Genomic DNA, 26951 nt, shown 5'->3' with positions numbered 1-26951 from the left:
CCGCCCTCCCGCCGGTGCCCCACGGCGCCCCGGGGCACCCCGCCCACCCCCCGGCGGCCCCGGGGAATCTCCCCCCCCCGGCCGGGCGGGGGGCCCCCCCCCGCGGGGGGGCCGCCGCCGGGCATCCGCACCGCGGCGACGCCGTGCCGAACCCCCATGGAGCAGGACCCGTGCCGAGAGACACCCTCGTATCCCACGGCGACGTGACGGTGACCCAGGAGCCGGCCGCGACGCTGCCGGACGGGCGGCGGATCACGCGCTGGACCTTCGGTGCGCCCGAGGGCGTGACGGTGGAGGTGCTCAGTCTGGGGGCCCGCCTGCAAGCGGTGCACGCCCCGGACCGGGACGGACGGCGCTGCAACGTCGTCCTCGGCTGCGAGGAGGTCGAGGACCTGCTCGGGGAGGCCGCGTACTTCGGGGCGACGGTCGGCCGCTACGCCAACCGGATCGCCGGCGGGGTGCTGCCGATCGACGGCACGAGGCACCGACTGGCGGTCCAGGACACCGGCCACACCCTGCACGGCGGCCCGGACGGTTTCGCCACCCGGCTGTGGGACGGCGTGGCGGTCCGCGAGGGCCGCCGGGCCGGGGTCCGGCTGCGGCTGCACAGCCCGGACGGCGACCAGGGGTTCCCGGGGGCCCTCACCGCCGAGGTGAGCTACCTGCTCGACCCGGCCGGGGACCTCTCCATCGTCTACCGCGCCGCCGCCGACGCACCCACGGTCGTCAACCTCACCAACCACGCGTACTTCAACCTGGCGGGCGAGGGCTGCGGAACGGTGCTCGACCACCTGCTCCGGGTCGAGGCGGCGGGATACCTCCCGGTGGACGGGGACCTGATCCCGCTGGGGCCCGTCGCGTCCGTCGCCGGTACGCCGTTCGACCTGCGCGAATCCCGGCCGATCGCGGACCGCGTCGCGGACGGCCACCCGCAGATCCGCCGGGCCGGCCGGGGCTTCGACCACAGCTGGGTGCTCAGCGGGAAGGGCCTCCGGAAGGCCGCGGTGCTGAGCCACCCGGCCAGCGGCCGGCGGATCGAGTGCTTCACGACGGAGCCGGCGCTCCAGGTCTACACCGGGAACCACTTCGACGGCTCGCTGACCGGCCGCTCCGGCCGCCCGTACCCGGCTCACGCGGGCATCGCGCTGGAGACCCAGCACCTCCCGGACTCGCCCAACCGGCCCGAGTACCCCTCCACCGTCCTGCGCCCGGGGGAGGAGTACGGCTCGATGACGGTCTACCGCTTCCTGTCCGCGTAGGACCCGACGGGGCGGTGTCCGGAGGCGGCGAACCGGGGCGGTGAGCCCGGGGGCGGCGAACCGGGGCGGTGAGCTCGGCGGAGCCCACCGCCCCTCGTCGTGCGAGGGGGGCGGTGCCGACCCGGTGCCGGGCGGGCCGGTGGCCCCTCGGTCGTGTCACGGCGCCGAAGCGTCGACGATCCGTTCGAAGAAGAACTCGTGCTTGAGGAAGGAGACGTCGTACTCGTGTCCCGGGTACGGCGGGATCAGCTGCGCGGCCTGGAACAGCCGCCAGCCGTCCCGGAGCGCCGCCACCCCGGTCTCGTACGGCGGCTCGTCGCTGTCGCCGGTGGTGGGGGAGGAGCGGCCGGTGCCGTCGTACCTCGCCCAGCCGACGACGGCGGAGTCCAGCGCGGAGCTGGAGAGGTAGAGCACCAGGACCTGCTGCCGAGCCGTGTCCGTCGTCATCGCGCCTTCACCTCGGGGCGGTTGGAGACCCTGGTCACCCAGTGGTCGAGGTCGTAGCCGTCGTCGCCGGTCAGTGCCCGCCAGAGCAGGATGCGGTTGTACAGTTCCAGACGACCGGTCGCCCCCTCGTACCACGGGAACAGCGCGCCCAACTCCACGCTCACCTGGGGGTCGTGGAGATCCGAGGTGTCCCACAGCCGTTGCTGGCGCACCGTCGGATTGAGGCGGATCTTGAACATGTAGCGAAGCGTGTCGCTGTCGTTGCGCCTGCCGCCGTGCCACAGGTCGTGGTGCAGAAACACCACCGTTCCGCCCGCGCAGACCAGCCGGTCCTGGCCGCGCAGGTTCTGGTACCGGGCGGTGTCCGACTCGTTGGTCCGGCGCAGATGGCTGCCCGGCACGCTGAGGGTGCCGCCCATCCCGAGCGTCACCGCCTGCGGGTAGTACATCAGCTGGACGTCGAAGGCGTCCGGCCGGACATCGATGATGGCGTCCCCGTGCAGCGGCTGGGCGTCGCCGCCGTGCGGTTCGCGGGTGTGCACGAAGTGGTGGTCCACCCAGGGGTCGGGGCCCACCAGGCTGCGCAGTGCCCCGGCGATCCGCGGCAGTTCGAGCAGCCTGCGGACGAACGAACCCTCGGGGTAGGCCGCGGACAGCGGGGTCCCGTACGGCACCGGCGGCCCGCCGTCGGCCAGCACCTCCAGGCCCTCGGCGTTCAGGCGGTCCATCCCTCGACATCGCCCGGATCGCGCGACTAGGCTCACGCGCGGACAAGCTATTCAATTTGTTGATTATGGAGCCCGCCGTGCACCCCTTCCGCGCAGCCGTCGAGGCCGGCGACCACGACGCCCTCGAGGCCCTCCTGGCCGAGGACGTCGTCTTCACCAGCCCCGTCGTCTTCAAGCCCTACCCGGGCAAGGCCATGACCGCCGCGATCCTGCGCGGTGCCGCACGGGTCCTCGAGGACTTCCACTACGTCCGCGAGATCAACGACGCCGGCGGCCGCGACCACGCGTTCGTCTTCAAGGCCACCGTCGACGGCCGCGAGGTGCACGGCTGCGACTTCCTCCACGTCGACGAGGACGGCCTGATCGACGAGTTGACGGTGATGGTCCGCCCCCTCTCCGGCGCCCAGGCGCTCGCCGCCGCGATGGGCGCACAGTTCGAGCGGATCACCGCCGAGGCGCTGGGCACGTCCGCGGCATGACGGCGACCACGGGCTTCCGCCGCTACGTCGCGGTCGGCGACAGCCAGACCGAGGGCCTGGGGGACGGTGACGAGGCCGCCGGATGGCGCGGCTGGGCGGACCGACTGGCCGAGACGATCGCCGGACACGAACCGGGCCTGCGCTACGCCAACCTCGCCGTGCGCGGCCGACTCGCCGGGCAGGTGCGGGCCGAACAGCTCGGCCCCGCGCTCGCGCTGCGGCCGGACCTGGTCACCGCGGTCGCCGGGATGAACGACCTGATGCGGCCGGGCTTCGACGCGGGCGAGGTGGTGGCGGAGCTGGACGCGATGTTCGCCGCCTTCACGGCCACCGGGGCGCGGGTGCTCACCTTCACGTTCCCCGACATCGGCCGGATCGCGCCCCTGGCCCGCGGGCTGCGACCCCGGCTCCTGGACCTCAACGCGCGCATCCGGGCCACGGCCGACCACCGCGGAGTCGTGGTCGTCGACTTCTTCCCGCACCAGGTGACGACCGACCCGCGCATGTGGAGTGCGGACCGGCTGCACGCCAGCCCGCTCGGTCACGCCGGGATCGCCGCCGCGGCGGCCGAAGCGCTCGCGCTGCCCGGCACCGACGGCGGGTGGGCCGAGCCGCTGCCGCCGTTGCCCGTGGCAGGCGCCCGCCGGCGAGCCGTCCAGGAGGCCGCCTGGATCGGCACCTTCCTCGGACCGTGGCTGATGCGGCGCCTGCGCGGGCGCTCCTCCGGCGACGGCCGGGTCGCGAAGCGCCCCGATCTGCGGCCGGTCGAGGCTCCTCGTCCGGCACACTGAGCGGACGCCCCCGAAGACCGTCAGACCGGCCCCTGCGCCGGCCCCTGCGCGGGGGCCGACGCGGCGGCCCGCCGGTCCAGAACGGCGAGGGCCTGCTCGCACCAGCGCTGGTTCTCGCGTTCGAACGACAGTCCGCGCATCAGGGTCAGGTACGGCCCGATCCGTTCGGCCGTGGCGAGGTACTCGTCCTCGAAACGCCCGTCCAGCAGCCGCGCCCGCAGGCGCTCGTAGCGGGCCACCTTGGCCTGTGCCCACACCAGCCGTTCGAGCAGTGCCGCGCGCACGGCGTCCGGGTCGCCGGCGTCCACGGCCTGCACCTGGACGAGCAGCTCGTCGCGGATCGCGGACGGCCGCGGCGGCGAGGCCGTGAACGACCGCAGCGCGGCGCGGCCCGCCTCGGTGAGCGAGAACAGCCGCTTGTTCGGCCGCCGCTCCTGCTCCACGACCCGGGCGCTGACCAGCCCCTCGGCCTTCATCCGGTCCAGCTCCCGGTAGAGCTGCTGCGGTGTGGCCATCCAGAAGTTCGCCGCCGACGCGTCGAACGCCTTCGTCAGGTCGTAACCGGACGCCTCGCCCTCCAGGAGGGTCGACATGATCGCGTTGCGCAGGGCCATGCCGCCAGCCTAGCGAGTGCCCCGTGCACCGGCGACCGATGCGACTATTCAACGATGCACCTATCTCGGTGCGGGCCTGATCGCCGGCGGTTCCAGCGGCGTCGAGGCGGCGTCCGGAGCACCGTCGGCGTCGATCGTCGGTCAGCCTTCGCAACCCCTCCGGTTCCCGCTCCAGGAGCAGCTGTGGCCCGAGGGCGCGTCGCCGCACCGGAGTGCCGGTGCGGCGACGCGTCGCGCTCGTCCTGTGCCCGGTCAGGCCGGACCGGCTGCCGAGGGGATCAGCCGCACGGCCTCGGGCGCGTGGGCGTTGTGGCGTTCGGCCCAGGTGGTCAGCGCGCTCTGGCAGGCGTGGTCCAGGTGCCGGATCCCGGTCAGGTCCAGCTCGACGACGCGGTCGGCGGGAACCGCCTCCAGGGCGTCGAGGAGCTTGGGCAGCCGGAGGAAGGTGGCGTTGCCGGTCAGACGGACGTGGGTGACGCCGTCGGTCCGCTCCTCCGTCTCCACGTGCAGGCGGGACGTCTCCCAGGCGCTCTTGAGGATCGACAGGCCCAGACCGATCAGCACGCCCTCGAACATGTTCACCGTGACGATGGCGACGGCCGTGACGGCCAGGACGACCGCCTCCGCGCGGTGCTCGCGCCACAGCGGTAGGAGCTGCTTGAAGGGCAGCAGCTTGAACCCGGCGTGGACGAGCACCCCGGCGAGGGCCGCGACCGGGATGACGCCGAGGGCCGCCGGCAGGAGCGCGGCGAACAGCAGCAGCCATACGCCGTGCAGCACACGGGACGCCCTGGTCCGGGCGCCGGCCTGGACGTTGGCCGCGCTGCGGACGATGACCGCGGTCATCGGCAGGGCGCCGAGCGCACCGCAGAGCGCGTTTCCGGCCCCCTGCGCCATGAGCTCCTTGTCGTAGTCGGTGCGCGGCCCGTCGTGGAGGCGGTCGACGGCGGCCGCGCTGAACAGGCTCTCGGCCGAGGCGACGAGGGTGAAGGCCACGATCGTGACGATCAGGGCCGGAGTGACCTGCTGGAGCACGCCGGCGCCGGGCGGATGGATCGCGTCCAGGAGGCCCTTGACCTCGACCTTCTTCACCGGGCCGGCGAGGAGCCAGGTGCAGCCGGTGGCGAGCAGGACGGCCACCAGCGCGCCCGGCACGGCCCGCACCCTGGCGGGCAGGCGCTGCCACAGCAGGATCACGGCGATGGTGCCGGCGCCGACCACGAAGGAGTGGCGGGCGGCGGGGGCGGAGAGGAGCTGGGACAGGAGGCCGGGCAGGCCGAGGAGCTTGTCGACGCCGCTCGCGGGCGCGGGCCGGCCGGCCATCGCGTAGAGCTGCCCGGCGATGATCACCAGGCCGATGCCGGCCAGCATGCCCTCGACCACGGCGACGGATATCGCGCGGAACCAGCGGCCCCAGCGCAGCGCGCCGAGCAGCAGTTGGAGCAGGCCGGTGGCGAGGACGACGAGGCCGAGCGCGGGCAGGCCGAACCGCTGCACGGTCTCGGCGACGAGAACGGTCAGCCCGGCGGCCGGGCCGCTGACCTGGAGGCTGCTGCCGGGGAGCATGCCGGTGACCAGGCCGCCGACGATGCCGGTGATCAGGCCGAGTTCGGCGGGCACGCCCGAGGCGACGGCGACGCCCACGCACAGTGGCAGGGCGACGAGGAACACGACGAGCGAAGCGGTGACGTCGTACTTGAGTGCGGGAAGACGCATGGGAGCCCTCATCCGTGGCGGTTCGGTCGTGGCGGGCCGCGTCACAGCGGCAGGAAGAGGTCGGTGCCGGGGCGGTGGATGCGGACCGCGCCGGTGTACACCTCGTAGAACCAGCCGTGCAGCCCGAGCCGGCCCGCGTCGGCGCGGCGCGCGACGCGGTGGTGGAAAGTGCGGGCGTGGTCGATGAATGCCTGCATGTCGGTGCCTCGGTACCTTCTGAAGTCGTGTGGGAACGGTGACTTCGGGGACCGTGCCCGCCCGGTGCGGCGGCAGCTCTCAGCGTGACGGTGACGGCGGGGCCGTCCCGGCGCGGGCTGCCGTGGCGTGCGGTGGCACGGACCTGTGCACGTCCGGGCCGTCGGTGAGCGTGCGGGCGCGGTCGGCGCCGATCAGCACCGGAACACCTGGAGGACCGCCGCTCTGGGCTGTCTGCGGGCCCAGTGCGGCGCGTCGGGCGCACCGGCCGGCGGCACGGGGCCGGGGGAGGGCGCTTCGTCGGCGAGGACCGCGGTCAACTCGGGTCGGCGGTCGGGGACTTCGAAGCGCCGGGGGCGGGTCCAGCAGAAGCCGGACGGGTTCTTGGGAGCCGGCGCGTCCTCGGCGAGCTTTGTCTGCGCGACGACCCTCGAGCAGCCTTCCTCCCGGAGGAGCACGGACGCGGACTGGTGCAGCACCAGCATGCCCAGCGCGGCCAGGAGTGCCACGGCGACCGCGCGGACCAGGCTCCTGACCGAGGACATTGCCGGATCCTTCCTCGCCTTTGACTTTTCCTTGGGACTTCCATGGACGATGACGACCGCGGAACGGGGCGAGTTCCGCGAGGCCGGTGAAGTGTTCGTGAACCAGTTCCGGCGGACGACGGAGACCTGCTCCGCGTTGCTTCGTGATGCGGTCGACCGGTGAATCGTTCGTGATGCGCTTCGACGGCTGATTAGGACTGCCTGTCCACCACACCCGCCCCATCGGGATCTCCGCCCGGTTCTCGCGGGAACTCGACAGTCCGGCTGTCCGCAGTTCCCACGGCTGCCCCGTCCCCGGCGGCGGACCGCGCGGCGCCGGCCTCGCCACCGCGCGGCCGTGTGTCCGGCAGGTCGGCGAACTGCCGCCCGACCTCGGGTGGGCGCCTCCGGACGCGACCGGGCCCCGGCTGCCGGGAGGGAGGCAGCCGGGGCCCGGGAGCGCCGGCGTCAGGAGGCGGTGCCGGTGACGGTGTTGCGCCCGTCCGCCTGCCGGGCCTGGAGCCCGCGACCCGCTACGCCCTGCGGGTGCGCCCCGAGCTCTCGTCCCTCGAGGACACCTGGCCGGCCTGGGCACGGGGGACGACCGCGCCCGTCGTGACCGGCCGGTACCTCGCCCAGGTCGGCCTCGCCGCCCCGGGCCTCACCCTCCGCCCCGGCCACGCCGTGGTGATCGAGGTGCAGGCGCAGCCGCCCGCGCCGCAGGCGTGAACCTGCCGGCGCACCGGTGCTGCGCACCGCCCGCACGGGGACCGGCGGACGGGCGGCGGACTGCCGTGTACGGCGGTACGGCGGCGCTCGCTCGGCCTCGACGGCAGCGGGCCGGGCCGGGCCACGTCGCGCCCTGACCGGCCCGGCCCGACCCGGCCGCGGCGGCGGTCCCGGTCAGCGGGCGCCGAGGAGGTGCTCGTAGGCCAGCTGGTCCAGGTGCTCGAAGGCCATGCCGCGGCGGCCGGCGGCGTCGACGTCGAAGTCCTCGAAGGCGGAGCGGTCCGCGAGCAGCCCGGTCAGTCCGTCCTCGGCCGTGGGCAGGGCGAGTTCGGGCAGGCGCGAGGCGGCGAGCGCGGCCCGCACCTCCGGGTCGGCGCGGAAGGCGCGCGAACGCTCGGCCAGCAGCAGGTAGTTGCGCATGCAGGCGGCGGCCGAGGCCCACACGCCGTCGAAGTCCTCGGTGCGCGGCGGCTTGAAGTCGAAGTGCCGGGGGCCGTCGTAGCCGGCCGACTCCAGGAGGTCGACCAGCCAGAAGGCCTGCCGGAGGTCTCCCGCGCCGAAGCGCAGGTCCTGGTCGTACTTGATGCCGGACTGGCCGTTGAGGTCGATGTGGAACAGCTTGCCGTGCCACAGGGCCTGGGCGATGCCGTGCGGGAAGTTGAGGCCGGCCATCTGCTCGTGGCCGACCTCGGGGTTGAGACCGACCCGGTCGGGGCGCTCCAGCGCGTCGATGAAGGCCAGGGCGTGGCCGACGGTGGGCAGCAGGATGTCGCCGCGCGGCTCGTTGGGCTTGGGCTCGATGGCGAAGCGCAGGTCGTAGCCCTGCCGCTCGACGTACTCGCCGAGGAGGTCGAAGGCCTCCTTCAGCCGGTCGAGGGCCGTGCGGACGTCCTTGGCGGCGCCCGACTCGGCACCCTCGCGCCCGCCCCAGGCGACGTACGTCGAGGCGCCGAGTTCGACGGCCAGGTCGATGTTGCGGATGGTCTTGCGCAGCGCGTACCGGCGCACGTCGCGGTCGTTGGCGGTGAACGCGCCGTCCTTGAACACCGGGTGGGTGAAGAGGTTGGTGGTGGCCATCGGCACCTTCAGCCCGGCCGTGTCCAGGGCGGCGCGGAAGCGCTTGACCACCTGCTCGCGCTCGGCCTCGCCGGCGCCGAACGGGATCAGGTCGTCGTCGTGGAAGGTGACGCCGTAGGCGCCGAGGGCGGCCAGCCGCTGGACGGTCTCGACCGGGTCGAGGGCCGGCCTGGTCGCGTCGCCGAAGGGGTCGCGCCCCTGCCAGCCGACGGTCCACAGGCCGAAGGTGAACTTGTGCGCGGGGGTGGGGACGAGCGGGTCGCTGGACATGGCGCGGCTCCGGATCAGGTGCGGAGGGTGTTTGTCAGGGCTCTCAACAAATTAGTATGCCGGAACGTCAAAGGGAACCCACCCCGGAGGAACACATGGCTGAGCAGCGTGTCGTGATCGGCTTCGACAGCTCCACCCAGTCCACGAAGGCCTTGGCCGTCGACCTCGACACCGGTGCCGTGGTGGGCACGGGCCGCGCCCCTCACACGGTCAGCACGGGCGCCGGCCGGGAGAGCGATCCCGAGCAGTGGTGGGAGGCGCTCGGCGAGGCCGCGGCGCGCACGGGGTGGGCGGACCGCGCGGCCGCCGTCTCCGTCGCCGGCCAGCAGCACGGCCTGGTCACCCTCGACGCGGCCGGCCGCCCGGTCCGCCCGGCGCTGCTGTGGAACGACGTCCGGTCCGCGCCGCAGGCCGCCGGCCTGCGCGACGCGATCGGCGCGGCGGAGCTCGCCCGCCGCACCGGAAGCGTCCCCACCGCCGCCTTCACCGCTCCGAAATGGGCCTGGCTGCGCGAGCACGAGCCCGTCGCGGCCGACCGCGTCGCGGCCGTCCGGCTGCCCCACGACTTCCTGACCGAGCGGCTGACCGGGGAGGCGGTGACCGACCGCGGCGACGCGTCCGGCACGGGCTGGTGGGGCCCGGACGGCTACGACGGGGACGTCCTCGCCTGCATCGGGCTCGACCCCGCGCTCCTTCCGCAGGTCCTGCCCGCCGGTGCGCGGGCGGGCGCGGTCCGTCCCGGTCTGCCGCTGCGCGCGGGGACGCCGGTGGCCACCGGCACCGGTGACAACATGGCGGCGGCCCTCGGGCTCGGCCTCCTGCCCGGGCAGCCGGTGCTCAGCCTCGGCACCTCCGGCACCGTCTACGCCGTCGGCCGGACGCGCCCCGCCGACCCGAGCGGCACCGTCGCGGGCTTCGCCGACGCCCTCGGCGGCTGGCTCCCGCTCGCCTGCACCCTCAACTGCACCCTCGCCGTCGACCGCTTCGCGGCCCTCCTCGGCCGCGGCCGCGACGAGGTCGAGGACGGCGGCACCGCCGTCGTCCTGCCCTACCTGGACGGCGAGCGCACCCCGGACCTCCCCGGCGCCTCCGGCCTGGTCCACGGACTGCGCCACGACACCACCCCCGGGCAACTGCTCCAGGCCGCCTACGACGGCGCCGCCCACGCCCTGCTCACCGCCCTGGACGGCGTGCTGCGCGCGGGCGGAGCGGACCCGACGGACGACGAGCCGCTGCTGCTGATCGGCGGCGGCGCCCGCGGACGGGCCTGGCAGCGGACCGTCCTGCGGTTGTCGGGCCGGGCGGTCCAGGTGCCCGCCGCCCAGGAACTGGTCGCGCTCGGCGCCGCCGCCCAGGCCGCCGCCCTGCTCACCGGCGAGCCCGCCGACGCCGTCGCGCGCCGCTGGCGCACGGCCGAGGGCCCGGTGCTGGAGGCCGTGGCGAAGGACCAGGACGCGCTGACACTGATCGGGGATACCCTGCGTCGGGCCGGAGCCTTGCAGGGTGCGCCGGCCGAGGAACGGTAGGAGGGGCGCGTGGCGGTGGTGGTCAGGGCGGGCAAGGGGCCGGAGAGCGGACCCGCGTCGCAGCAGGACATGCGACGGCAGAACCTCTCGCTCGTGCTCGGTGCGGTCGCCGGGCACGGCCCGCTCTCCCGCGCGGACGTCGCCGGGCGCGTCGGCCTGACCAGGGCGGCCGTCTCCTCCCTGGTGGACGAGCTGATCGGCCGCGGCGCGCTGACCGAGGCGCCGGCCACGGCCAGCGGACGGGTGGGCCGCCCCGGACGGGCGCTGACCGTCAACGACCGGGGCCCGGCCGGTCTGGGCCTGGAGATCGGCATCACCCACCTCGGCGCGTGCGTGGTCGACCTGCGCGGCGAGCCGCGGGTGTGGCGCCGGATCGAACAGGACAACGCGGGCCGGCCGGCCGGGGAGGTGCTGGCGGAGACCGCCGCGCTGGCGTCCGACGTGCAGGCCGAGGCCGCCGCCCTCGGCCTGCACGTCGAGGGGCGCGTCCTGGCCGTCCCCGGAGTGGTGCCGAACGCGCCGCCCGGGGTGGTCGAGCGCGCGCCCAACCTCGGCTGGCACGGCGTCCGGCCCGCCGACCACTGGCTCGACCCGGACACCGCGCCCGAGCCGGAGAACGAGGCCAACCTCGGGGCGCTGGCCGAGTACTGGAGCGCCGAGCAGGCCGCGGAGACCTTCGTCCACGTCTCCGCCGAGGCCGGGATCGGCGCCGCCCTCGTCATCGACGGACATTTGTTCCGGGGCGCCCGCGGCTTCGCCGGCGAACTCGGCCACATACCCGTCCACCCGGACGGCCCCGACTGTCCCTGCGGCGCCCGCGGCTGCCTGGAGCAGTACGCGGGCGACGCGGCGGTGCTGCGCGAGGCCGGTCTCGCGGACCACCGCACGGGCGATCCGGTCGCCCTGCTGGCCGAGCGGGCGGCCGCCGGGCACGCCCCCACCCTGCACGCGCTGGACCGCGCGGGGCGGGCGCTGGGCCTCGCCCTGGCGTCCGCCGTGGAACTCGTCGACCCGGACGCCCTCGTCCTCGGCGGCGCCTACGCCGAACTCGCCGACTGGCTCCTGCCGTCCGTGCGCGCCGAGCTGGCCGCCCGGGTCACCGTCCGGCCCTGGGACCCGCAGGCCCTGCGTCCCTCCGCGCTGGGGCGGCGCGGCCCGCTGCTGGGCGCGGCGCTGACGACGGTGCGCCGGATCATGGCGGACCCGATGCTGCTGCCCGCCGGGTGACCGGAGGACGTGTCGCCGCGCGGTCAGTCGTGCTCGGCGACGACCCCCGCGTGCCCGTCCCCGGTGGTGACCCGCGCGTGGACGTACGCGCCGCCGTACTCCCACGGCAGCCCGTGTCCGGCCGCCCGCGCCGGATCCGTGCCCGCGTGGTGGGCCCGGACAGGCCGTCGATCAGCGAGCGCAGGACGGTGATCGCCTCGTCGGTGACGGGCGCGACCTCGCCCTTCCCGGTCAGCTGATCCCGGCGGCACAAGGCTTCCGCTCGGTCCGGCGAGGGCTCCTCGAGTCCTGCGTGATTCCCCCGACGGATGACTTTCACCTGGCTGTCGTCGCGAGAACTGCACGACGCCGCACCGGCATTGGGGAGAGGTCAGGACCGTCCTGGCGGTGGGACCCGTCCTGCTCCTCCGGCGGACGGGACCACCGTGCGGAGGAGGCGGGAGCCGCCGTCAGGCCGGTCCTCCGGCGGGTCGGACCGCCCCCGGATCACGTCGGGCCGAGGTTCTGGGCGCACCAGATGGTCTTGCCGTTGGTGGTGTGCCGGGTGCCCCAGCCCTGGGTGAGCTGCGCGACGAGCATCAGGCCGCGGCCGCCCTCGTCGAAGGTGCGGGCCCGTCGCAGGTGCGGGGCGGTGCCGCTCCCGTCGGAGACCTCGCAGATCAGCGCCGCATCGCGGATCAGTCGCAGCCTGACGGGCGGCTGACCGTACTTGATCGCGTTGGTGACGAGCTCGCTGACGACCAGCTCGGTGACGAACGCCGGCTCCTCCAGCCCCCACCGGGCCAGTTGGTCGGCGGCCAGACGCCTGGCGTGTGCCACCTGGGCGGGGTCGGGCTCGATCTCCCAGTCGGCCACGTGGTCGGGGTCCAGGGCGCGGGTGCGGGCGAGCAGCAGGGCCGCGTCGTCGGTGCGGTGGTCGGGCAGCATGACCTTCATCGCGGTGTCGCAGAGCGCCTCCAGGGAGGAGCCCGGCTCGCTCAGGATCCGGAGCAGGTCGGCGGTGCCCTTTCCGGCGTCGCGCCCGTGGTTCTCCACCAGCCCGTCGGTGTAGAGGGCGAGCAGGCTGCCCTCGGGCAGCTCGATCTCGGTCACTTCGAACGGCAGCCCGCCGATGCCCAGCGGGGGCCCCGGCTGGGCGACCACCGGGGCGCCGGTGCCGTCCGGCGAGACGAGCAGCGGCAGCGGATGGCCCGCGCTCGCCATGGTGCAGCGGCGGGAGACCGGGTCGTACACGGCGTACAGGCAGGTGGCGCCGGTCTCGCCGGTGGGCTCGAAGCCGCCTTCGGGCCGGGGGTCGTCGGGCAGGTGCAGGATCAGGTCGTCCAGATGGGTCAGCAGCTCGTCCGGCGGAAGGTCCACGTCGGCCAGGGTGCGCACCGCGGTGCGCAGTCGGCCCATGCTGGCCGAGGCGTGCACGCCGTGGCCGACGACGTCGCCGACGACCAGGGCGACCCGGGCGCCGGAGAGGGCGATGACGTCGAACCAGTCACCGCCCACGCCGGCGCCGGCGCCGGCGGGCAGGTAGCCGGACGCCACGTCGACCGCTCCGTGGTGCGGCAGCCGCTGCGGCAGCAGACTGCGTTGCAGGGTCAGCGCGAGGGTGTGCTCGCGCGTGTAGCGGCGGGCGTTGTCGATCGCGACGGCGGCCTTGGCGGCCAGTTCCTCGGAGAGGATCAGGTCGTCGGCGGTGAAGGCCTCGGGCCGGTCGCGGCGGGCGAAGGTGACCACGCCGAGCACGGCGCCGCGCGCCAGCAGCGGCACGGTGATCCGGCCGGTCAGTCCCCGTGCGGCGATGGACTGGTCGATCAGCGGGAGGCCGGGTGGCCAGTGGGCGGGGTCGGCGGCGAGCCCGGGGCCGAAGGCCCACTCGCCGCCCTGGCTGGGCTCGACGGCGAGCTGGACCATGGAACCGCCGGTGGACATGCAGCGCGCGGCGATGGAGCCCGGGGCGTAGCCGACCGGCGCCGCCGGTCCGGGCGCCGGGTCGGGGTCCTCCTTGGCGCTGTGCCGGGCGGCGCGGGCGAGCGTGATGGTTCCGCCGGTGGTGACCGCGGCGGAGACGGGCGGTTCCTCGCCGCGCAGGACCTCGTCGAACAGGTCGACGGTGACGAGGTCGGCGAAGCCCGGTACCGGGGTTTCGGCCAGTTCGCGGGCAGTGCTGATCACGTCCAGGGTCCGGCCGATGCCCCTGGTGGCCTCCTTGAGGATGAGCAGGCGCTGGCGGGCCCAGTACTCGGCGCTCATGTCGAAGCCCCAGTTGGCGACCGCGCGCACCGTGCCCTCGGCGTCCCGGACGGGCCACATGCTGGTGGCCCAGGCGTTCGCGTAGGCGCTGCCCAGCGGACGGAAGATCGTGATGAGCCGCGCGGGCTCGCCCGTCCTGGCGACCTCGGAGAGCTTGTCCGTGTAGGCCGTGTCGTCCAGCTCGGGGGTCTCGCCGACCGCGAACAGCTCGCGGTACTTCTCACCGAGGATCTGCTCCTCCGTGTGGGCCACCACCGCGGCCGCGGCGGCGTTCACCCACAGGAACCGCAGATCGGGGTCGTAGACGCCCAGCGCGAAGGGGCACTGCTCGAAGGCCCGGTCGGCGATCACGGGACGGCGGTCCCAGCGCTGGAGGGTCACCACGAGACCCGCCGCCACGCCGTCGGCACGGCGCAGGGGGTGGACCGTCACCGTGGCGTCGACCGTGGAGCCGTCCCGGTGGCGTACGGCGATCGATCCCTTGGGGCGGGGTCCGTCAGCCGAGGGGAACCCCGGTGGGGGATCGACCAGGAAGTCGGTCACGGGGCGGCCGACGGTCTCCTCCGCCGTCCAGCCCAGCAGCAGGAGTCCGCCCTCGCTCCAGCCGCTCACCACGCCGTCCGGCTCGACCACGGCAACGGCGGTGGGGGCGTCCTGCGCGCCCGTCGTCTCCACACCCGCCTCCGTCGGGCAGCCGTGCACGCCGGAAGGGGAGTCCGGCGCCTCGTTCCAGCGTAGATCCGGCCCGCCGCCGCGCGCGCTCCCAGGGCGCGCAGGGCTCCCGGCGCCATGCCGTCACCGGCCGCGAACGCGGCGCCGAGGTCGGGACGCTCCGCGAGCAGCCGCTCCGTCGCGGCCTCGCCGCTGTCCGGAGTGAGGTCGAACCCGTCAGGCGGGCCGGCGCCGCCGGTAGTAGGCCCAGGCCAGGGCCAGCACGATCGGCCCCCACAGCATCGCCGGGCTGACGCACAGCCGGGCCAGGGCCATCCACCATCCGTTGCGGTACCCACCTCGGGTAGGACGCCTGCCCAGGCGAGTGGGTAGAGGTCGAACATCGCCACCAGAGCCAGACCGCCCAGGACCGCCGGGACCACCGCGGCGAACGGCGCCACCCGCCGGCCACCGACGAACGGCACCCAGCGCGGCACCACCTTTACCCCAGCCGGCCACCAGCCCGGTGGTCAGCAGAGCCAGCGCCTCGGTGAGCACACTGAGCCCGACGACGTAGCACGGAGTCCACCAGGGAGCGACCGGCGCCGCAGGGTCGATCGTGCCCATCCGGAAGTCGGCGGCGAACGGCAGTCGCCACGGGCAGTGGGGCAGCACCACGAACGGGAGGGCCTTGGCGAGCCGGAGGGCCCAGACGGGGACGGGGCGCTCGGTGTCGCCGAGCGGGAGGGCGGGGCGTGTGATCGGCATGACCCCCACGGTCGACGAATCCCCACGACGGCGCGTCGGCTGCACGCACGATCGGCATCCCCCGCGAGAGCCACCCCTCGATCGTCCTGGCGGCCCACCGTCGGCAGAGCCCGGCGGCCTTCTCGGAGGTCCGTCACGGGACAGCCCTCGAGGCCGGGCGGCTCGGTTCCGCGTGGCCACCCTGCTCCGTCCGCCACCCCCGTCGGTCCCCTCAACGCCAGGGCACCGTCCGGCACTTGCCGTGCGCGCTCTTGACGGCACGTTCGGTCGGGCCCAATCATCCTGACACGTGGAAGCGCTCCCACCAACCTCCCCACGTCCACCCCCACCCCGTGGAGGAAGCCCGTGCGCCGCTCGCTTCGCAGGCTGTCCCTGCTCCTGGCCCCCGCCCTGACCCTGCTCCTGGCCGCGGTCCAGCCCGGAGCCGCCCACGCCGCCGACCCCACCACCCTGGCCGGCGGTTTCTACGTCGACCCGGACTCCAGCGCCCAGCAGTGGCTCAACGCCAACCCCGGCGACGGCCGGGCCGCCGCCATCCGCTCCTCGATCGCCTCCGTGCCGACGGCCCGCTGGTTCGGCAACTGGAGCGGCACCATCGGCACGGCCACCGGCGCCTACGCGGGCGCCGCTGCCGCCCGGGGCAAGCTGCCGGTCCTGGCGGCCTACAACATCCCCAACCGGGACATCTGCGCCGGCCAGTCCGGCGGCGGCGCCGGGTCCGCCGCCGAGTACGCCACCTGGATCGCTGCCTTCGCCAGCGGCATCGGCAACCGGCCGGCGGTGGTCATCCTCGAGCCCGACGCGCTCGGCGACCAGAGCTGCATGAGCGCCGGTCAGATCGACGAGCGCAACGCCATGCTGCGCAACGCCATCGCGCAGTTCAACGCCAAAGCCCCGAACACCCGGGTCTACCTGGACGCCGGGAACCCCGCCTGGCTCAGCGCCTCGACCATGGCCCAGCACCTGGCCGCGGCCGGGGTGAGCGGAGCGCACGGATTCTCGCTGAACGTGTCGAACTACGTCGACACCGGGCAGAACACGGCCTACGGCGACGCCGTGAACGCCGCCCTCCGGGCGTCCAACGGCTTCACCAAACCGTACGTCGTCGACACCAGCCGCAACGGCAACGGATCGAACGGCGCCTGGTGCAACCCGCCCGGACGCCGGATCGGCACGCCCACGCAGTACGGCGGCGGCGGAGCCGAGATGCTGCTGTGGATCAAGGCGCCGGGCGAGTCCGACGGCAACTGCGGCGTGGGCGCCGGATCGACGGCGGGACAGTTCCTGCCGCAGGTCGCCTACAACATGATCTTCGGCTACTGAGCCGAGGACCTTTCCCTCGGCGGAGCCGGCGAGTCGACGCGCGGCGTCGCGGTACGGCACCTGCCGGCCCTGCGCGGCCCGCGGCCCCACGGGCCCGTGGGGCCGGGCGCTGATCGGACGCTGTGGGGAGCCCCGGCCGGCTCGGCGGCCGGGGCTCCCGGTGGTGGCGCGTGCCGGTCAGCGCTGGAGGGTGAGGAGGGCCGGCTGCCAGGGGAGTTGGTCGTAGGGGCCGGTGGCGGTGGGGGGCTTGCCCTGGTAGAGGAGTTGGAGGTGGCAGGGGTCGATGGTCATGGTCTGGTCGGGGTTGTCGCGGATGAGGTCGCCGTGGCTGATGTCGTCGGTCCAGGTGGTGCCGCTGTTGGCTTTGCCGGCGAAGGGGTTGTTCTCGGTGGTGGCTTGGGGGGTCCAGGGGCCGTTGAGGGTGGTGGCGGTGAAGGAGCGGAAGTAGCGGTGTTCGTTGGTGCCGCGGGCCTCGACGATCACGAGGTACTGGTTGCGGTCCTGGAGGAGCCCACGGTGATGTCGGAGCGGCCGCTGCTCCGGTAGCCCTCGGTGGCGAGGATCTCGTAGTTCATGGTGCCGAGGTTCATGCCGTTCCTGGCCCACGCGTCGAAGTGGTTCGCGACGGTGATCGTCCCGCCGGTCCGCCGGTCCCGACGGACGCTCCAGTACTGGTTGAAGGTCCTGATGCCCTCGATCGAGGGGGCGTTGTAGCGCGTCGTCTCGTAGATGTCGTAGGTGCCGCCGTCACTGGTCACGGTGCCCTTGTACGCACCGGTGGGCTTGTAGGAGCCGTAGTTGTCGACGATGTAGTACTCGACGAGCGGGTTGGTGCTCCAGCCGTAGAGCGACAGGTAGGCGTTGCCGTCGGTGCTCCAGGAGCCCGAGTACGTCACCGGCTTGCGTGAGCCGGTGCCCCAGCCCTTGCCCGCGACGAAGTTGCCGGCGTTGTTCCAGGAGGTGCCGTAGCGGCCGCCGCCGTCCAGCGACATCGACACCGCACCGGTGCCCTCGGTCCAGAAGGAGTAGAAGTAGCCGCCGTCCGTGCCGGTCCGGTTCGTCGTCACGGTGGCGGCGTCAGCGGTGCCGGGCAGGAGGAGGGCGGTCGCGAGGGCCGGCACCAGGAGTGGCGCTCGGCGGACGAACCGCCGGAAGCGCCCGGTCCTGCGGCTCGTGGGGTGGGGAGGATTCACGGGGTGATCCGTTCTGCCGACGAGTGGGGACTCTGCGCTGTCGGTGACACCAGCGGATGGGTGGGCCGGACGACGCCGCGCCGCAGCGCAGGGAAGAACGGCGCCAGTGTTGGCCTGCACTCGACAAGATGTCAACACTTTCGGCGGAGTGAGCGAAAGGATCGGTGGGCTCCCGGGCCTGCCGTTCACGCCGGGAATTCCTGGTCAAGCCCATGGATCTGCGAGTGCGGCGGTGGCGCCGCCGCCCGGCCCTGCCCGGAACCGGCTGTAACTTTCACAGGTCGTTCGAAAGTTTCGCACCGGCAGCCCGGCAGCCCGGCAGCCCTCGGCCACCAGCCTTCGGAGTCCAGTGGCGCGGACGCGCCGGCGCGCCGGCGGGCCCCGGTCATGAGCGGCGCGCAGAGCGGACCGAGCACGTTCAGCCCGAGGCCCGGACGACCAGCCGGGTGGGCAGCACCACCGATTCGCCGGGTGCCGGGTTGCGCAGCAGCAACTCCAGGGCGCGCGAGCCGAGTTCCTCCACCGGCTGGCGGACCGTGGTGAGCGCCGGGCGGCACCTGGCCGCGACGGGGGCGTCGTCGAAGCCGATCAGTGCCACGTCCTCGGGCACCCGCAGGCCGTGCCGTCGCAAGGTCCTGAGGGCGCCGGCGGCCATCTGGTCGGAGGCGGCGAACACCGCGTTCAGCTCGGGGCGCTGGTCCAGCAGCCACTGCATCGCGTGCTCGCCGGAGGCGCTGCTGAAGTCGCCGTGCGCCACGGCGGGTCGGAAGGCGAGCAGGGTGGCCATCGCCCGGTAGCCGGCCAGCCGGTCCGACCCGGCGGCGGTGTCCGGGGGCCCGGCGATGGTGGCCACCGAACGGCGCCCGGACGCGTGCAGGCGCCGCACCGCCTCCCTGGCACCGGTGAGGTTGTCCGCGTCCACGAAGGCCACCGTGCCCGGCTCCGGCGGTCGGCCCAGTGACACCACGGGCACCCTGGCGGCGTGCAGCAGGCGGACGAGCGCGGTATCGCCCCAGGGGCCCACCAGCAGCACCCCGTCGACGTGGCCGCCGCACAGGTAGCGCACCAGTGGGGGCCGCCGGGAGCGCCTGGGGACCGTGAAGACGGCCAACTCCCGCTCCGCGCCGAGCGGGGAGCGCCGCAGGCCGGCCAGCAGCCGCGCCGGGAAGGAGTCCGCGTGGTACTGCCGCGGGTCGGCGAAGACCACGACGGCCACCACGCCGGTCTCCCCGGCACTGGGCGCCCGGCGGCGGACGTACGCCAGCTCGCGCACCGCCCGTTCCACCCGGGCCGCCACGTCGGCGGAGACCCGGGCGGAACGGTTCAGCACGCGGGAGGCGGTCGCGATGGAGACACCGGCCCGCCGGGCCACCTCGGCCAGGGTCGGAGCAGGGTCGTTGCTGGGGAAGGGCTGCGACATGGGGCCGTCCTGGATCGATCCTCGACACGGGAACCGCACCCCGAACCCACCGTGCGCACCTGTTCACCCACCGCTGCCAGCTTCGGCGGTCGGCAGGGCGCCGTCAAGGGATCCGACCGCTCACCCGTCCAGGTCGGGCAGCGCGCCCCGGCGGATCACCTCCGCGTACCAGCGGGCACTGTCCTTGGCGATCCGGGCCTGGGTGTCGTAGTCCACGTAGTACAGGCCGAAGCGCTTGCCGTAGCCGTACGACCACTCGAAGTTGTCCATCAGCGACCAGAGGAAGTACCCCCGCACGTCCGCGCCGGCGGCGATCGCCCGCCGGACGGCGCCGAGGTGTCCGCGCAGGTAGTCGATGCGCTGCGGATCGTGCACCGCGCCCTGCGGGGTCGGGAGGTCGTCGAAGGCGGCACCGTTCTCGGTGACCATCAGCGGCAGGCCGGGGTGTTCGCGGTGGAGGCGCAGCAGCAGGTCGGTCAGGCCGGTCGGGTCGATCGGCCAGTCCATGGCGGTGCGCGGGCCGGGCGCGCGGTGGAAGAGCACGTCGGCACAGCCGGGGAAGGGGGACTGGGCGCCGTCGCCGTGGCCGGCGTCGCGTGCGGCCACCGGGTCCGGGGCCGCGCCCTCCGGCAGGGCGGACACCACGGTGGGGGTGTAGTAGTTGACACCCAGCAGGTCGATCGGCCGGGCGATCGCCGCCGGGTCGCCGTCCTGGACCAGCGCCGCCCAGTCGACCAGGTGGTCCGTGTCGGCGAGCAGGTCGTCGGGGTAACCGCCGTCCAGCATCGGTCCGGTGAAGACGCGGTTGCCCACCGCGTCGATCCGGCGGACGGCCTCGCGGTCCGCGGCGGAGCCGGTGAGCGGGCGCACCTCGTGCAGGTTGAGCGACACGGCGATCCGCGCGTCCCGGGGCAGCGCCGCGCGCAGCGTCTCGACCGCGAGGCCGTGGCCGAGGTTGAGGTGGTGGGCCGCGCGCAGGGCGGCCGTCCAGTCGGCCCGGCCCGGGGCGTGCACGCCGGAGCCGTACCCCAGGAAGGCGGAGCACCAGGGTTCGTTGAGGGTGGTCCAGATGCGCACCCGGTCGCCGAGAGCCTGGGCCACGAGTGCGGTGTAGTCCGCGAACCGCCTCGCGGTGTCGCGGACGGGCCAGCCGCCCACGTCCTCCAGCTCCTGCGGCAGGTCCCAGTGGTAGAGCGTCACCGCGGGTTCGATGCCGTGCTCCAGCAGCTCGTCCACCAGGCGCCGGTAGAAGTCCAGACCCCGTTCGACGGCGGGCCCGCGTCCGGTCGGCTGCACCCGGGACCAGGACACGGAGAACCGGTAGGCGCCCAGGCCCAGTTCGCTCATCAGCCGGACGTCCTGCCGGTAGCGGAGGTAGTGCTCGGTGGCCCGGTCGCCGGTGTCGCCGCCGGCGGTGCGCCCCGGGGTCCGGCTGAAGGTGTCCCAGATGGAGGGCGTCCGGCCGTCCACGTCGACGGCCCCCTCGACCTGGTAGGCGGCTGTCGCGGCTCCCCAGAGGAAGCCGGAGGGGAAGGCGGTGGCCGAGCTGTCGGCCGGGGCCGAACCGGTTTGTGCGGAAGTCATCGCTGGCTTCTCCGTTTCCGGTGAGTTGGGTGAACGGTACGTCAGTTCTTGACCGCGCCGGCCGTGATGCCGCTGACGACGTGCCTGCCCAGCAGGGCGAACACCAGCAGCAGCGGTGCGGTCCCGATCAGCGAGCCGGTGAGGATGACGGCCTGGTCGGAGTCGTACGATCCGCCGCCGAGGCCGGCCAGCGCGACCTGGACGGTGGGATTGCTCTGGCTCAGCGCGATCAGCGGCCAGAAGAAGTCGTTCCAGGACTGCACGAAGACCAGCATGCCGAGCACGGCCATGCCGGGCCGGGCGATCGGCAGCACCACGCTCCACAGGATCCGCAGGCTGCTCGCGCCGTCCACCCGGGCCGCCTCGACCAGGTCGACGGGCAGCGCCTCGGAGAGGAACTGCCGCATGAAGAACACCCCGAAGGCGGCCACCAGGTTCGGCAGGATCACCGACTGCAACCGGTCGGTCCAGTGCAGCTGCGCCATGATCTGGTACAGCGGGATGACGCTCAGCTGGGCGGGCACGGTCATGGTCGCCACGACCAGGCTCAGCAGGGCGCCCCGGCCCCGGAACCGCAGTTTGGCGAAGGCGAAGCCGGCCAGGGTCGCGAACAGCACCGTGCTGGCGGTCACGCAGCTCGCCACGACCACCGAGTTGAGCAGCGCCCGGCCCATGTGGACCTGGTTCCAGGCGATGTCGAGGTTGTGCCACAGGCTCCCGCCGGGCAGCAGGGGCGGCGGGGTCCGGGCGATCCGGCTGCCGGAGGTCGAGGCGCCGACCAGGGTCCAGTACAGCGGGAAGAGGGACAGGACGGCGACGAGGACCAGCACCGCGTAGGTGAACGGCCCGGCTCCGGTGAGGCCCCGTGCTCCGGCACGGCGCACCGCTTTGACGGCCATCGGTGCTCAACCCCCGTTCCGGGCGCGGCGGATTCGGACCAGGCCGAGGTTGAGCGCGCCGATGGCCAGCAGGATCAGCAGCATCGTCCAGGCCACGGCGGCGGCCCGGCCGAGGTGGAAGGCGTACCAGCCCTGGTCGTACAGGTACAGGCCGAGGGTCTGGTACTGGTGGGCCGAGCCGCCGCTGTGACCGGTCGCCCCGCCGCCGAACAGCAGGGGCTCGCCGAAGAGCTGGGTGGCGCCGATGCCGGAGACGACGACGGTGAACAGGATGGTGGGGCGGATCGACGGCACCGTGACGTGCCGGAACTGCTGCCACCGGTTGGCGCCGTCGAGCGCCGCCGCCTCGTACAGGTCGGGCGGGACGGCCTGCATTGCGGCGAGGTAGATCAGGGCGTTGTAGCCGGTCCAACGCCAGGTGACGATCGTGGAGACGGCGATCTGCGAGCTCCAGGTGCCGCCCTCCCAGTCGACGTGGCCGAGGCCCAGGTGGCCCAGCAGCCAGTTGATCATCCCGTAGTCCCGGCCGAACAGCAGCGTGAACACCAGGGTCGCCGCCGCGATCGAGGTCGCGTAGGGCGCGAGCATCGCGATCCGGAAGAAGCCCCGGCCGCGCAGGCGGTAGTTGAGGAGGTGGGCCAGGCCGAGAGCCATCAGCAACTGCGGCACGGTGGACAGCACGCCGATGGTGACGGTGTTGCGCAGCGCGTTGCGGAACAGCTCGTCCTGGAACAGCCGGGTGTAGTTGCCGAAGCCGCGCCACTGCATCCGGTCGGGCGTCTGCAGGTCGACGCTGTGCAGCGACACCCAGCCCGTGTAGAGCAGCGGGAACAGGCCGAACGCCAGGAAGCAGACGAAGAAGGGCGCGACGTACAGGTACGGCGAGGCCTTCAGGTCCCACCGGTAGAGGCGGGTGCGCCAGGGGCGGGGAGGTGGGGGAGCGGGGCGGGGCGGGCCGGGGGCGGTGGCCGGGACGGCCTCGTCGAGCATGGTGGTGACCTCTCTGGAACACGGGGCCGTCCGGGCCCGGACGGCCGGGGTCGGCCGTCAGTCGCCGACCTTGTCGTCGATCTCCTTGACCGCGTTGCTCCACGCCTTGGCGGGGTCGCTCTGGTGCTGCTCGATGCTGAGCAGGGCGCCGTTGGTGAGGGTGTCCTTGACCAGGCCGTCCCACTCGCCGATCACGTTCGGCCGGATGGACTGCGCGGTGGCGGCGTAGATCCGGCCGGTGGGCGTGTCGCCGAAGAAGTCGAGCGTGGCGTTCTGCACCTCCGGCCGGTTCAGTGCCTCGAGGTTGGAGGGCAGGTTGCCGACCGTGGTGAAGACCTTCGCCTGCTGCTCGGGTGCGGTGAGCCAGGCGGCGAGCGCCGCGGCCTCCTTCTGGTGCTTGCCGGCCTTCGGCACGGCGAGGAAGGACCCGCCCCAGTTGCCGGCGGCCGGTGCGGTGGCGATGTCCCACTTGCCCTTGTTGGCGCTCCCGGACTTGTCGGCGACGATGGCCGTCATCCAGGACGGGCAGGCGACGGTGGCGAACCTGGAGTTGGCGAACGCCTGGTACCACGGGGTGTCGAACTGCTTGAGGCCGGCGCTGATCCCGGCCTGGATCGCGCCGGTGGCCAGGTTCCAGGCGTTCTTGACGCCGGGGCTGTCCTTGTAGGCCAGCCGGCCGCCGCCGTCGTCGTACTGCGTGGCGCTGGAGGACACCACGGCGTTGAACAGCCCGCCGGCGGAGTCGGTGAAGAAGGTCCCGGCGGGCGCCTTGGCCTGGTACTGCTTGCCGGTCTCCAGGAACCGGGCCCAGTCGCCCTGCCAGAGCTCGGCCACCTGGTCGCGGTCGGTGGGCAGCCCGGCCTGCTGGAACAGGTCCTTGCGGTAGCAGATCGCCATCGGGCCGATGTCGGTGCCGAGGCCGATGGTGCGGCCGTCCGAGGTGGTGGCCTGCTGGGACTTCCACGGCAGGAAGGCGTCCTTGGCGACCCCGTCGGCCTTGCCGAGGTCGACGAACTTGTCGGCCTGCTTCTTCACGATCTGGGCGATCCGGCCCACCTCGACCGCCTGGACGTCGTCCAGGCCGCTGCCGGAGGCGAGGTGGGTCTGCAGGGCGGGGTAGTAGTCGGTCTCCTGCTCGACGGTGTGCTCGACGATGGTGATGCCGGGATGCTCCCGCATGTAGGCGTCGAACAGGCCGGCCTGCTTGAAGCCGAAGGTGCCGTAGTCACCGACGGTGAGGGTGATCCTGCCTCCGGGGGCCGCGCTGGTGGCGGAGCCGCCGCTGCCGCAGCCGGCCACCAGCAGGGCGCACAGGGCCGCGGTGGCGGTGCTCAGCAGGTGCCGGCGCGCCGTGCGCGCTCGGTTGGCGTGGCGTACGGGGAGCGTGGTGGCGGCTCTGCCGCCGAGGGTGGTGCCGGGGTTCCGCATGGCCGAATCTCCTTGTCCAGGTGGTCCATGGCTGCGCCGCGCAGGGGGCGGCCGGCGGCGCCGGGAGCTGTGGGGGCATCCGCACAGGATGTGTGGGAGCGCTCCCACTGCGATGTGGGAAGATTGCTTCGCCGCGCGAGGAGTGTCAAGGGCGAGCAACGGGTCCGTTACCGGAACGTGTCGTCCGGCCCGCCTCGGCGCGGTCGCCGTAGCCGCGGCCATCGCGCTGCGGTGCCCGCCGCACGCCGTCCGCCGTCCGTCGTCTTCCGCCCGCCGTCCACCGCCCGCCAGGAGAGCGATCATGAGCCGAGCCGCAGAGCAGGAGCCCGCTGCCCGCCCCACCCTGGAAGCCGTGGCGGCGCGGGCCGGAGTGGGCCGGGGCACGGTGTCGCGGGTCGTCAACGGCTCGCCCAAGGTGAGTGCCAAGGCCCGTGCGGCGGTCGAGCAGGCCATCGCGGAACTCGGCTACGTCCCCAACCAGGCGGCGCGCTCGCTGGTCACGTCCCGGACGGACGCGGTCGCGCTGGTCATCCCCGAGAGCGTCGCGAAGCTGAGCTCCGAACCGTACTTCTCCGACATCATCACCGGGGTGTCCGCCGAACTCGCCGATTCCGACCTGCAGTTGCTGCTCGTACTGGTGCGCGACGAACGCGAGCGGGAACGGCTGGCGCGCTACCTCACCGCGCGCCGGGTGGACGGGGTGCTGCTGGTCTCGGTGCACGAGGACGATCCGCTCCCCGAACTGCTGGAGCGGTTGGAACTGCCCGCCGTGCTGGGCGGCCGACGCTCCGCCCAGGAGCCGCTGAGCTACGTGCACGCCGACAACGCGGGCGGCGCCCGGGCGGCCGTCCGGCACCTGCTGGCCCGGGGCAGGACGGCCGTCGGGACCGTCACCGGGCCGCTCGACATGGAGGGCGCCGCGGCGCGTCTGGCCGGCTACCACCAGGCGCTCGCCGAGGCCGGGGTGCCGGCCGACGAAGGGCTCGTCGCCCACGGGGACTTCACCGAGCGCGGCGGCCGCGACGGCATGCGGGAACTGCTCGCCCGCCGACCCGGCCTGGACGCGGTGTTCTGCGCCTCTGACCTGATGGCGGCCGGTGCCCTGCGGGCGCTGCGCGAGGCCGGCCGCCGGGTGCCGCAGGACGTCGCCGTGATCGGGTTCGACGACTCCGTGGTGGCCCGGCACACCGACCCGCCGCTCACCAGTGTGCGCCAACCCACCGAGGAGATGGGCCGGTTGATGGTCCAGCTGCTGCTCGAGGAGATCGCCCGGCCGGGCCGGTTCCGCCGGCAGACGGTCCTGCCGACGGAACTGGTGGTGCGGGAGTCGGCGTGACTACGAGCCCGCGAGGTGGGCGCGGTAGCCGGCGCCGAAGGCCGTCGGCGTGCCGTCGTAGGAGCTGATCAGGGCGGGGCCGCTGCCGCAGTCCCAGGTGTTCCAGGCCCAGGCGAGGTAGGAGACGCCGTGCCGGTCCAGCCACGGCAGCAGGGTGTCCAGGTAGCCGTGCGCGCAGTCGTTCTCACCCAGTTCCCCGGTCACGACGGGCACGCGGGCCGCCAGCGGAGCGATCTGCGCGTCCCAGCAGGAGGCCGTGCCGCACGCGTTGAAGTTGTACGAGTGCCAGGAGGCGGCCAGGTTGTGCAGCGGGTCGGCCGGTTGGTACGAGGCCCACTGGCTGAGGTCGTTGGCGTACTCCAGGCCGCCCAGCAGCAGGACGTTGTCCGCGCCGGTCGAGCGGACCGCGTCGACCATCGCCTGCATGCCGGCGACCTGGTAGCCGATGCCGGGACAGCTGCCGCCGTCCCGCCAGCAGGCCCAGCCGCTGGTCTCGCTCCCGGTGGCGCGGGACGGGTACGGTTCGTTGAACAGGTCGAGGAGGGTCGCGTCGTCGCCCTTGAAGGTCCGCGCCACCGAGGTCCAGAACGGGAGGGCGCCGGCGGCGTCCGGCATGGGCTTCTGGCAGGTGGCGTTGGCGTCGGAGCAGCCGGCGGAGGGGCCGGTGTACGCGCCGTCGGTCCAGTGCAGGTCCAGGACGGCGACCAGGCCGTTGCGGTGCAGCAGGTCGACGTAGCCGCGCACCGCGTCGATGTAGGCCGGGCCGGCGTAGGCGGGGTCGACGTCGGGGTGGCCGAGCCAGCAGTCCTCGTTGAGCGGCACCCGGACGGCGTTGACGTGCCAGGCCTTGATCGCGGCGACGGACGTCTGGTCGGCCGGGCCGTCGAAGAAGCCGTGGCCCTGGACGCACATGAATTCGGCCCCGGAGCGGTTGACCCCGTGCAGGGTGATCGGGGTGCCGTCGGCCCTCGCCAGCGTGTTGCCGGAGACGTGCACGGCGGGTGCCGGCCCGTCCGGGGTCGGGGTCGGGGTCGGCGTCGGGCTCGGGGACGGGCTCGGTGGCGGCCCGCAGGGGGTGCCGTTGAGGGTGAAGGCGGTGGGGGCGGTGTTGGTGCCGGTGTAGGAGAAGTTGGCGCTGGTGGTGTAGGCGCCGCCGGGGTCGATGGTGGGGGCGTAGGAGGGGTTGGTGACGGTGACCGTTCGCCCGGTCTGGGTCCAGGTGCCGTTCCAGCCGTTCTGGAGGGTCTGGTTGCCGGGGTAGCTGTAGCCGAGGGTCCAGCCGTTGACGGGGGTGGTGCCGGTGTCGGTGATGGTGACGTTGGCGGTGAAGCCGCTGCCCCAGTCGTTGACGGCGTACGCCACGCTGCAGGAAGGGCCGGCGGCGGGGGCCGCCGAGGCGGTGAGGGGGAGGACTGCCAGGGCGGCGCACGCGGCGGTGGCGGCCGCCAGCGCAGCGGTGGTGCGGCGAGGTGAAGTCCGGGGCATGCCGAGCTCCTCGGGAGTGGGGGCCGGGGCCGCCGGATGCGGCCCCGG

General features: G+C 73.9%; 23 protein-coding genes and 1 pseudogene. 8 read left to right on the top strand and 16 right to left on the bottom strand.

Translation table 11 applies throughout. The features are described 5' to 3' along the window. The first annotated feature begins 170 nt into the window (after window positions 1-170). Window positions 171-1259, top strand: a complete 1089-nt coding sequence (locus ACGF07_RS08535; protein ID WP_392896645.1) for an aldose epimerase family protein — start codon at window positions 171-173, stop codon at window positions 1257-1259. Between the two features lie 156 nt (window positions 1260-1415). Here the strand turns inward: ACGF07_RS08535 and ACGF07_RS08530 are convergent, their stop codons facing one another. Both ACGF07_RS08530 and ACGF07_RS08525 read right to left on the bottom strand, forming a co-directional pair. Further along, a complete protein-coding gene (locus tag ACGF07_RS08530) occupies window positions 1416-1706 on the bottom strand; it encodes a hypothetical protein (RefSeq protein ID WP_392896644.1) in 291 nt (96 codons plus the stop codon). Further along, window positions 1703-2434: a phytanoyl-CoA dioxygenase family protein gene (locus ACGF07_RS08525; protein WP_392896642.1), complete on the bottom strand. Its 732-nt coding sequence runs from the start codon at window positions 2432-2434 to the stop codon at window positions 1703-1705. Before ACGF07_RS08525 ends, ACGF07_RS08530 begins: the two co-directional genes overlap by 4 nt. A gap of 77 nt (window positions 2435-2511) precedes the next feature. Between ACGF07_RS08525 and ACGF07_RS08520 the strand changes: the two genes are divergently transcribed. Both ACGF07_RS08520 and ACGF07_RS08515 read left to right on the top strand, forming a co-directional pair. Further along, window positions 2512-2913 (top strand): nuclear transport factor 2 family protein, encoded by a 402-nt coding sequence (locus ACGF07_RS08520; protein WP_350745232.1) that lies wholly within the window; start codon window positions 2512-2514, stop codon window positions 2911-2913. After that, on the top strand, window positions 2910-3704 hold the full coding sequence (locus ACGF07_RS08515; protein ID WP_392896640.1) for an SGNH/GDSL hydrolase family protein: 795 nt from the start codon (window positions 2910-2912) through the stop codon (window positions 3702-3704). The genes ACGF07_RS08520 and ACGF07_RS08515 overlap by 4 nt, the downstream gene beginning before the upstream one ends. Window positions 3705-3724: 20 nt before the next feature. Here ACGF07_RS08515 and ACGF07_RS08510 read toward each other — a convergent pair whose 3' ends face one another. From ACGF07_RS08510 to ACGF07_RS08495, 4 genes are all read right to left on the bottom strand, one after another. Continuing rightward, window positions 3725-4318, bottom strand: coding sequence for a PadR family transcriptional regulator (locus ACGF07_RS08510; protein WP_392896639.1), 594 nt, complete (start codon window positions 4316-4318; stop codon window positions 3725-3727). 252 nt (window positions 4319-4570) lie between these two features. Then, complete coding sequence (locus ACGF07_RS08505) at window positions 4571-6034, bottom strand: SulP family inorganic anion transporter (protein WP_392896637.1); 1464 nt, start codon at window positions 6032-6034, stop codon at window positions 4571-4573. Window positions 6035-6075: 41 nt separating this feature from the next. Further along, a complete protein-coding gene (locus ACGF07_RS08500; protein ID WP_392896635.1) occupies window positions 6076-6231 on the bottom strand; it encodes a hypothetical protein in 156 nt (51 codons plus the stop codon). Window positions 6232-6423: 192 nt separating this feature from the next. Beyond that, window positions 6424-6774 carry a hypothetical protein gene (locus ACGF07_RS08495; RefSeq protein ID WP_392896633.1) on the bottom strand — a complete coding sequence of 117 codons (351 nt, stop codon included), beginning with the start codon at window positions 6772-6774 and terminating at the stop codon, window positions 6424-6426. A gap of 525 nt (window positions 6775-7299) precedes the next feature. On the opposite strand from ACGF07_RS08495, the gene ACGF07_RS08490 reads away from it, so the two are divergent. Beyond that, window positions 7300-7482 (top strand): hypothetical protein, encoded by a 183-nt coding sequence (locus ACGF07_RS08490; RefSeq protein WP_392896631.1) that lies wholly within the window; start codon window positions 7300-7302, stop codon window positions 7480-7482. Between the two features lie 174 nt (window positions 7483-7656). Here ACGF07_RS08490 and xylA read toward each other — a convergent pair whose 3' ends face one another. Beyond that, window positions 7657-8829, bottom strand: coding sequence for a xylose isomerase (gene xylA / locus ACGF07_RS08485; protein WP_392896629.1), 1173 nt, complete (start codon window positions 8827-8829; stop codon window positions 7657-7659). Window positions 8830-8924: 95 nt separating this feature from the next. Here xylA and xylB point away from each other — a divergent pair, with 95 nt between their 5' ends. Next, complete coding sequence (xylB, locus tag ACGF07_RS08480) at window positions 8925-10355, top strand: xylulokinase (protein WP_392896628.1); 1431 nt, start codon at window positions 8925-8927, stop codon at window positions 10353-10355. A gap of 69 nt (window positions 10356-10424) precedes the next feature. Continuing rightward, window positions 10425-11582: an ROK family protein gene (locus ACGF07_RS08475; protein WP_392896673.1), complete on the top strand. Its 1158-nt coding sequence runs from the start codon at window positions 10425-10427 to the stop codon at window positions 11580-11582. Between the two features lie 486 nt (window positions 11583-12068). Here ACGF07_RS08475 and ACGF07_RS08470 read toward each other — a convergent pair whose 3' ends face one another. Beyond that, window positions 12069-14501, bottom strand: coding sequence for a SpoIIE family protein phosphatase (locus tag ACGF07_RS08470; protein ID WP_392896626.1), 2433 nt, complete (start codon window positions 14499-14501; stop codon window positions 12069-12071). 1089 nt (window positions 14502-15590) lie between these two features. Here ACGF07_RS08470 and ACGF07_RS08465 point away from each other — a divergent pair. Beyond that, the gene (locus ACGF07_RS08465) at window positions 15591-16568 is read left to right on the top strand and encodes a glycoside hydrolase family 6 protein (protein ID WP_392896624.1); all 978 of its coding nucleotides are present in this window, start codon (window positions 15591-15593) and stop codon (window positions 16566-16568) included. A 177-nt stretch (window positions 16569-16745) separates the two neighbouring features. Here ACGF07_RS08465 and ACGF07_RS08460 read toward each other — a convergent pair whose 3' ends face one another. The 7 genes and pseudogenes from ACGF07_RS08460 to ACGF07_RS08430 all read right to left on the bottom strand — a co-directional run bounded on the left by ACGF07_RS08460 (window position 16746) and on the right by ACGF07_RS08430 (window position 24082). Continuing rightward, window positions 16746-17051 (bottom strand): non-reducing end alpha-L-arabinofuranosidase family hydrolase, encoded by a 306-nt coding sequence (locus tag ACGF07_RS08460; protein ID WP_392896622.1) that lies wholly within the window; start codon window positions 17049-17051, stop codon window positions 16746-16748. A gap of 20 nt (window positions 17052-17071) precedes the next feature. Beyond that, a pseudogene (locus ACGF07_RS08455) lies at window positions 17072-17761 on the bottom strand (glycoside hydrolase family 11 protein); the annotation flags it as partial. 418 nt (window positions 17762-18179) lie between these two features. Beyond that, window positions 18180-19181, bottom strand: a complete 1002-nt coding sequence (locus tag ACGF07_RS08450) for a LacI family DNA-binding transcriptional regulator (RefSeq protein WP_392896620.1) — start codon at window positions 19179-19181, stop codon at window positions 18180-18182. 120 nt (window positions 19182-19301) lie between these two features. Continuing rightward, window positions 19302-20765, bottom strand: coding sequence for a glycoside hydrolase family 1 protein (locus ACGF07_RS08445; RefSeq protein ID WP_392896618.1), 1464 nt, complete (start codon window positions 20763-20765; stop codon window positions 19302-19304). Window positions 20766-20806: 41 nt separating this feature from the next. Beyond that, the gene (locus ACGF07_RS08440) at window positions 20807-21664 is read right to left on the bottom strand and encodes a carbohydrate ABC transporter permease (protein ID WP_392896616.1); all 858 of its coding nucleotides are present in this window, start codon (window positions 21662-21664) and stop codon (window positions 20807-20809) included. Window positions 21665-21670: 6 nt separating this feature from the next. Then, the gene (locus ACGF07_RS08435) at window positions 21671-22654 is read right to left on the bottom strand and encodes a carbohydrate ABC transporter permease (RefSeq protein WP_392896614.1); all 984 of its coding nucleotides are present in this window, start codon (window positions 22652-22654) and stop codon (window positions 21671-21673) included. 57 nt (window positions 22655-22711) lie between these two features. After that, window positions 22712-24082 (bottom strand): ABC transporter substrate-binding protein, encoded by a 1371-nt coding sequence (locus ACGF07_RS08430; RefSeq protein ID WP_392896612.1) that lies wholly within the window; start codon window positions 24080-24082, stop codon window positions 22712-22714. Window positions 24083-24383: 301 nt separating this feature from the next. Between ACGF07_RS08430 and ACGF07_RS08425 the strand changes: the two genes are divergently transcribed. Then, the gene (locus ACGF07_RS08425) at window positions 24384-25418 is read left to right on the top strand and encodes a LacI family DNA-binding transcriptional regulator (RefSeq protein ID WP_392896610.1); all 1035 of its coding nucleotides are present in this window, start codon (window positions 24384-24386) and stop codon (window positions 25416-25418) included. Here ACGF07_RS08425 and ACGF07_RS08420 read toward each other — a convergent pair whose 3' ends face one another. Further along, a complete protein-coding gene (locus ACGF07_RS08420; RefSeq protein ID WP_392896608.1) occupies window positions 25419-26903 on the bottom strand; it encodes a cellulase family glycosylhydrolase in 1485 nt (494 codons plus the stop codon). Window positions 26904-26951 lie beyond the last annotated feature (48 nt).

This window comes from Kitasatospora sp. NPDC048194 (assembly GCF_043202455.1).
Lineage (GTDB): Bacteria > Actinomycetota > Actinomycetes > Streptomycetales > Streptomycetaceae > Kitasatospora.
This window is presented reverse-complemented; position numbering and strand designations above follow the sequence as displayed.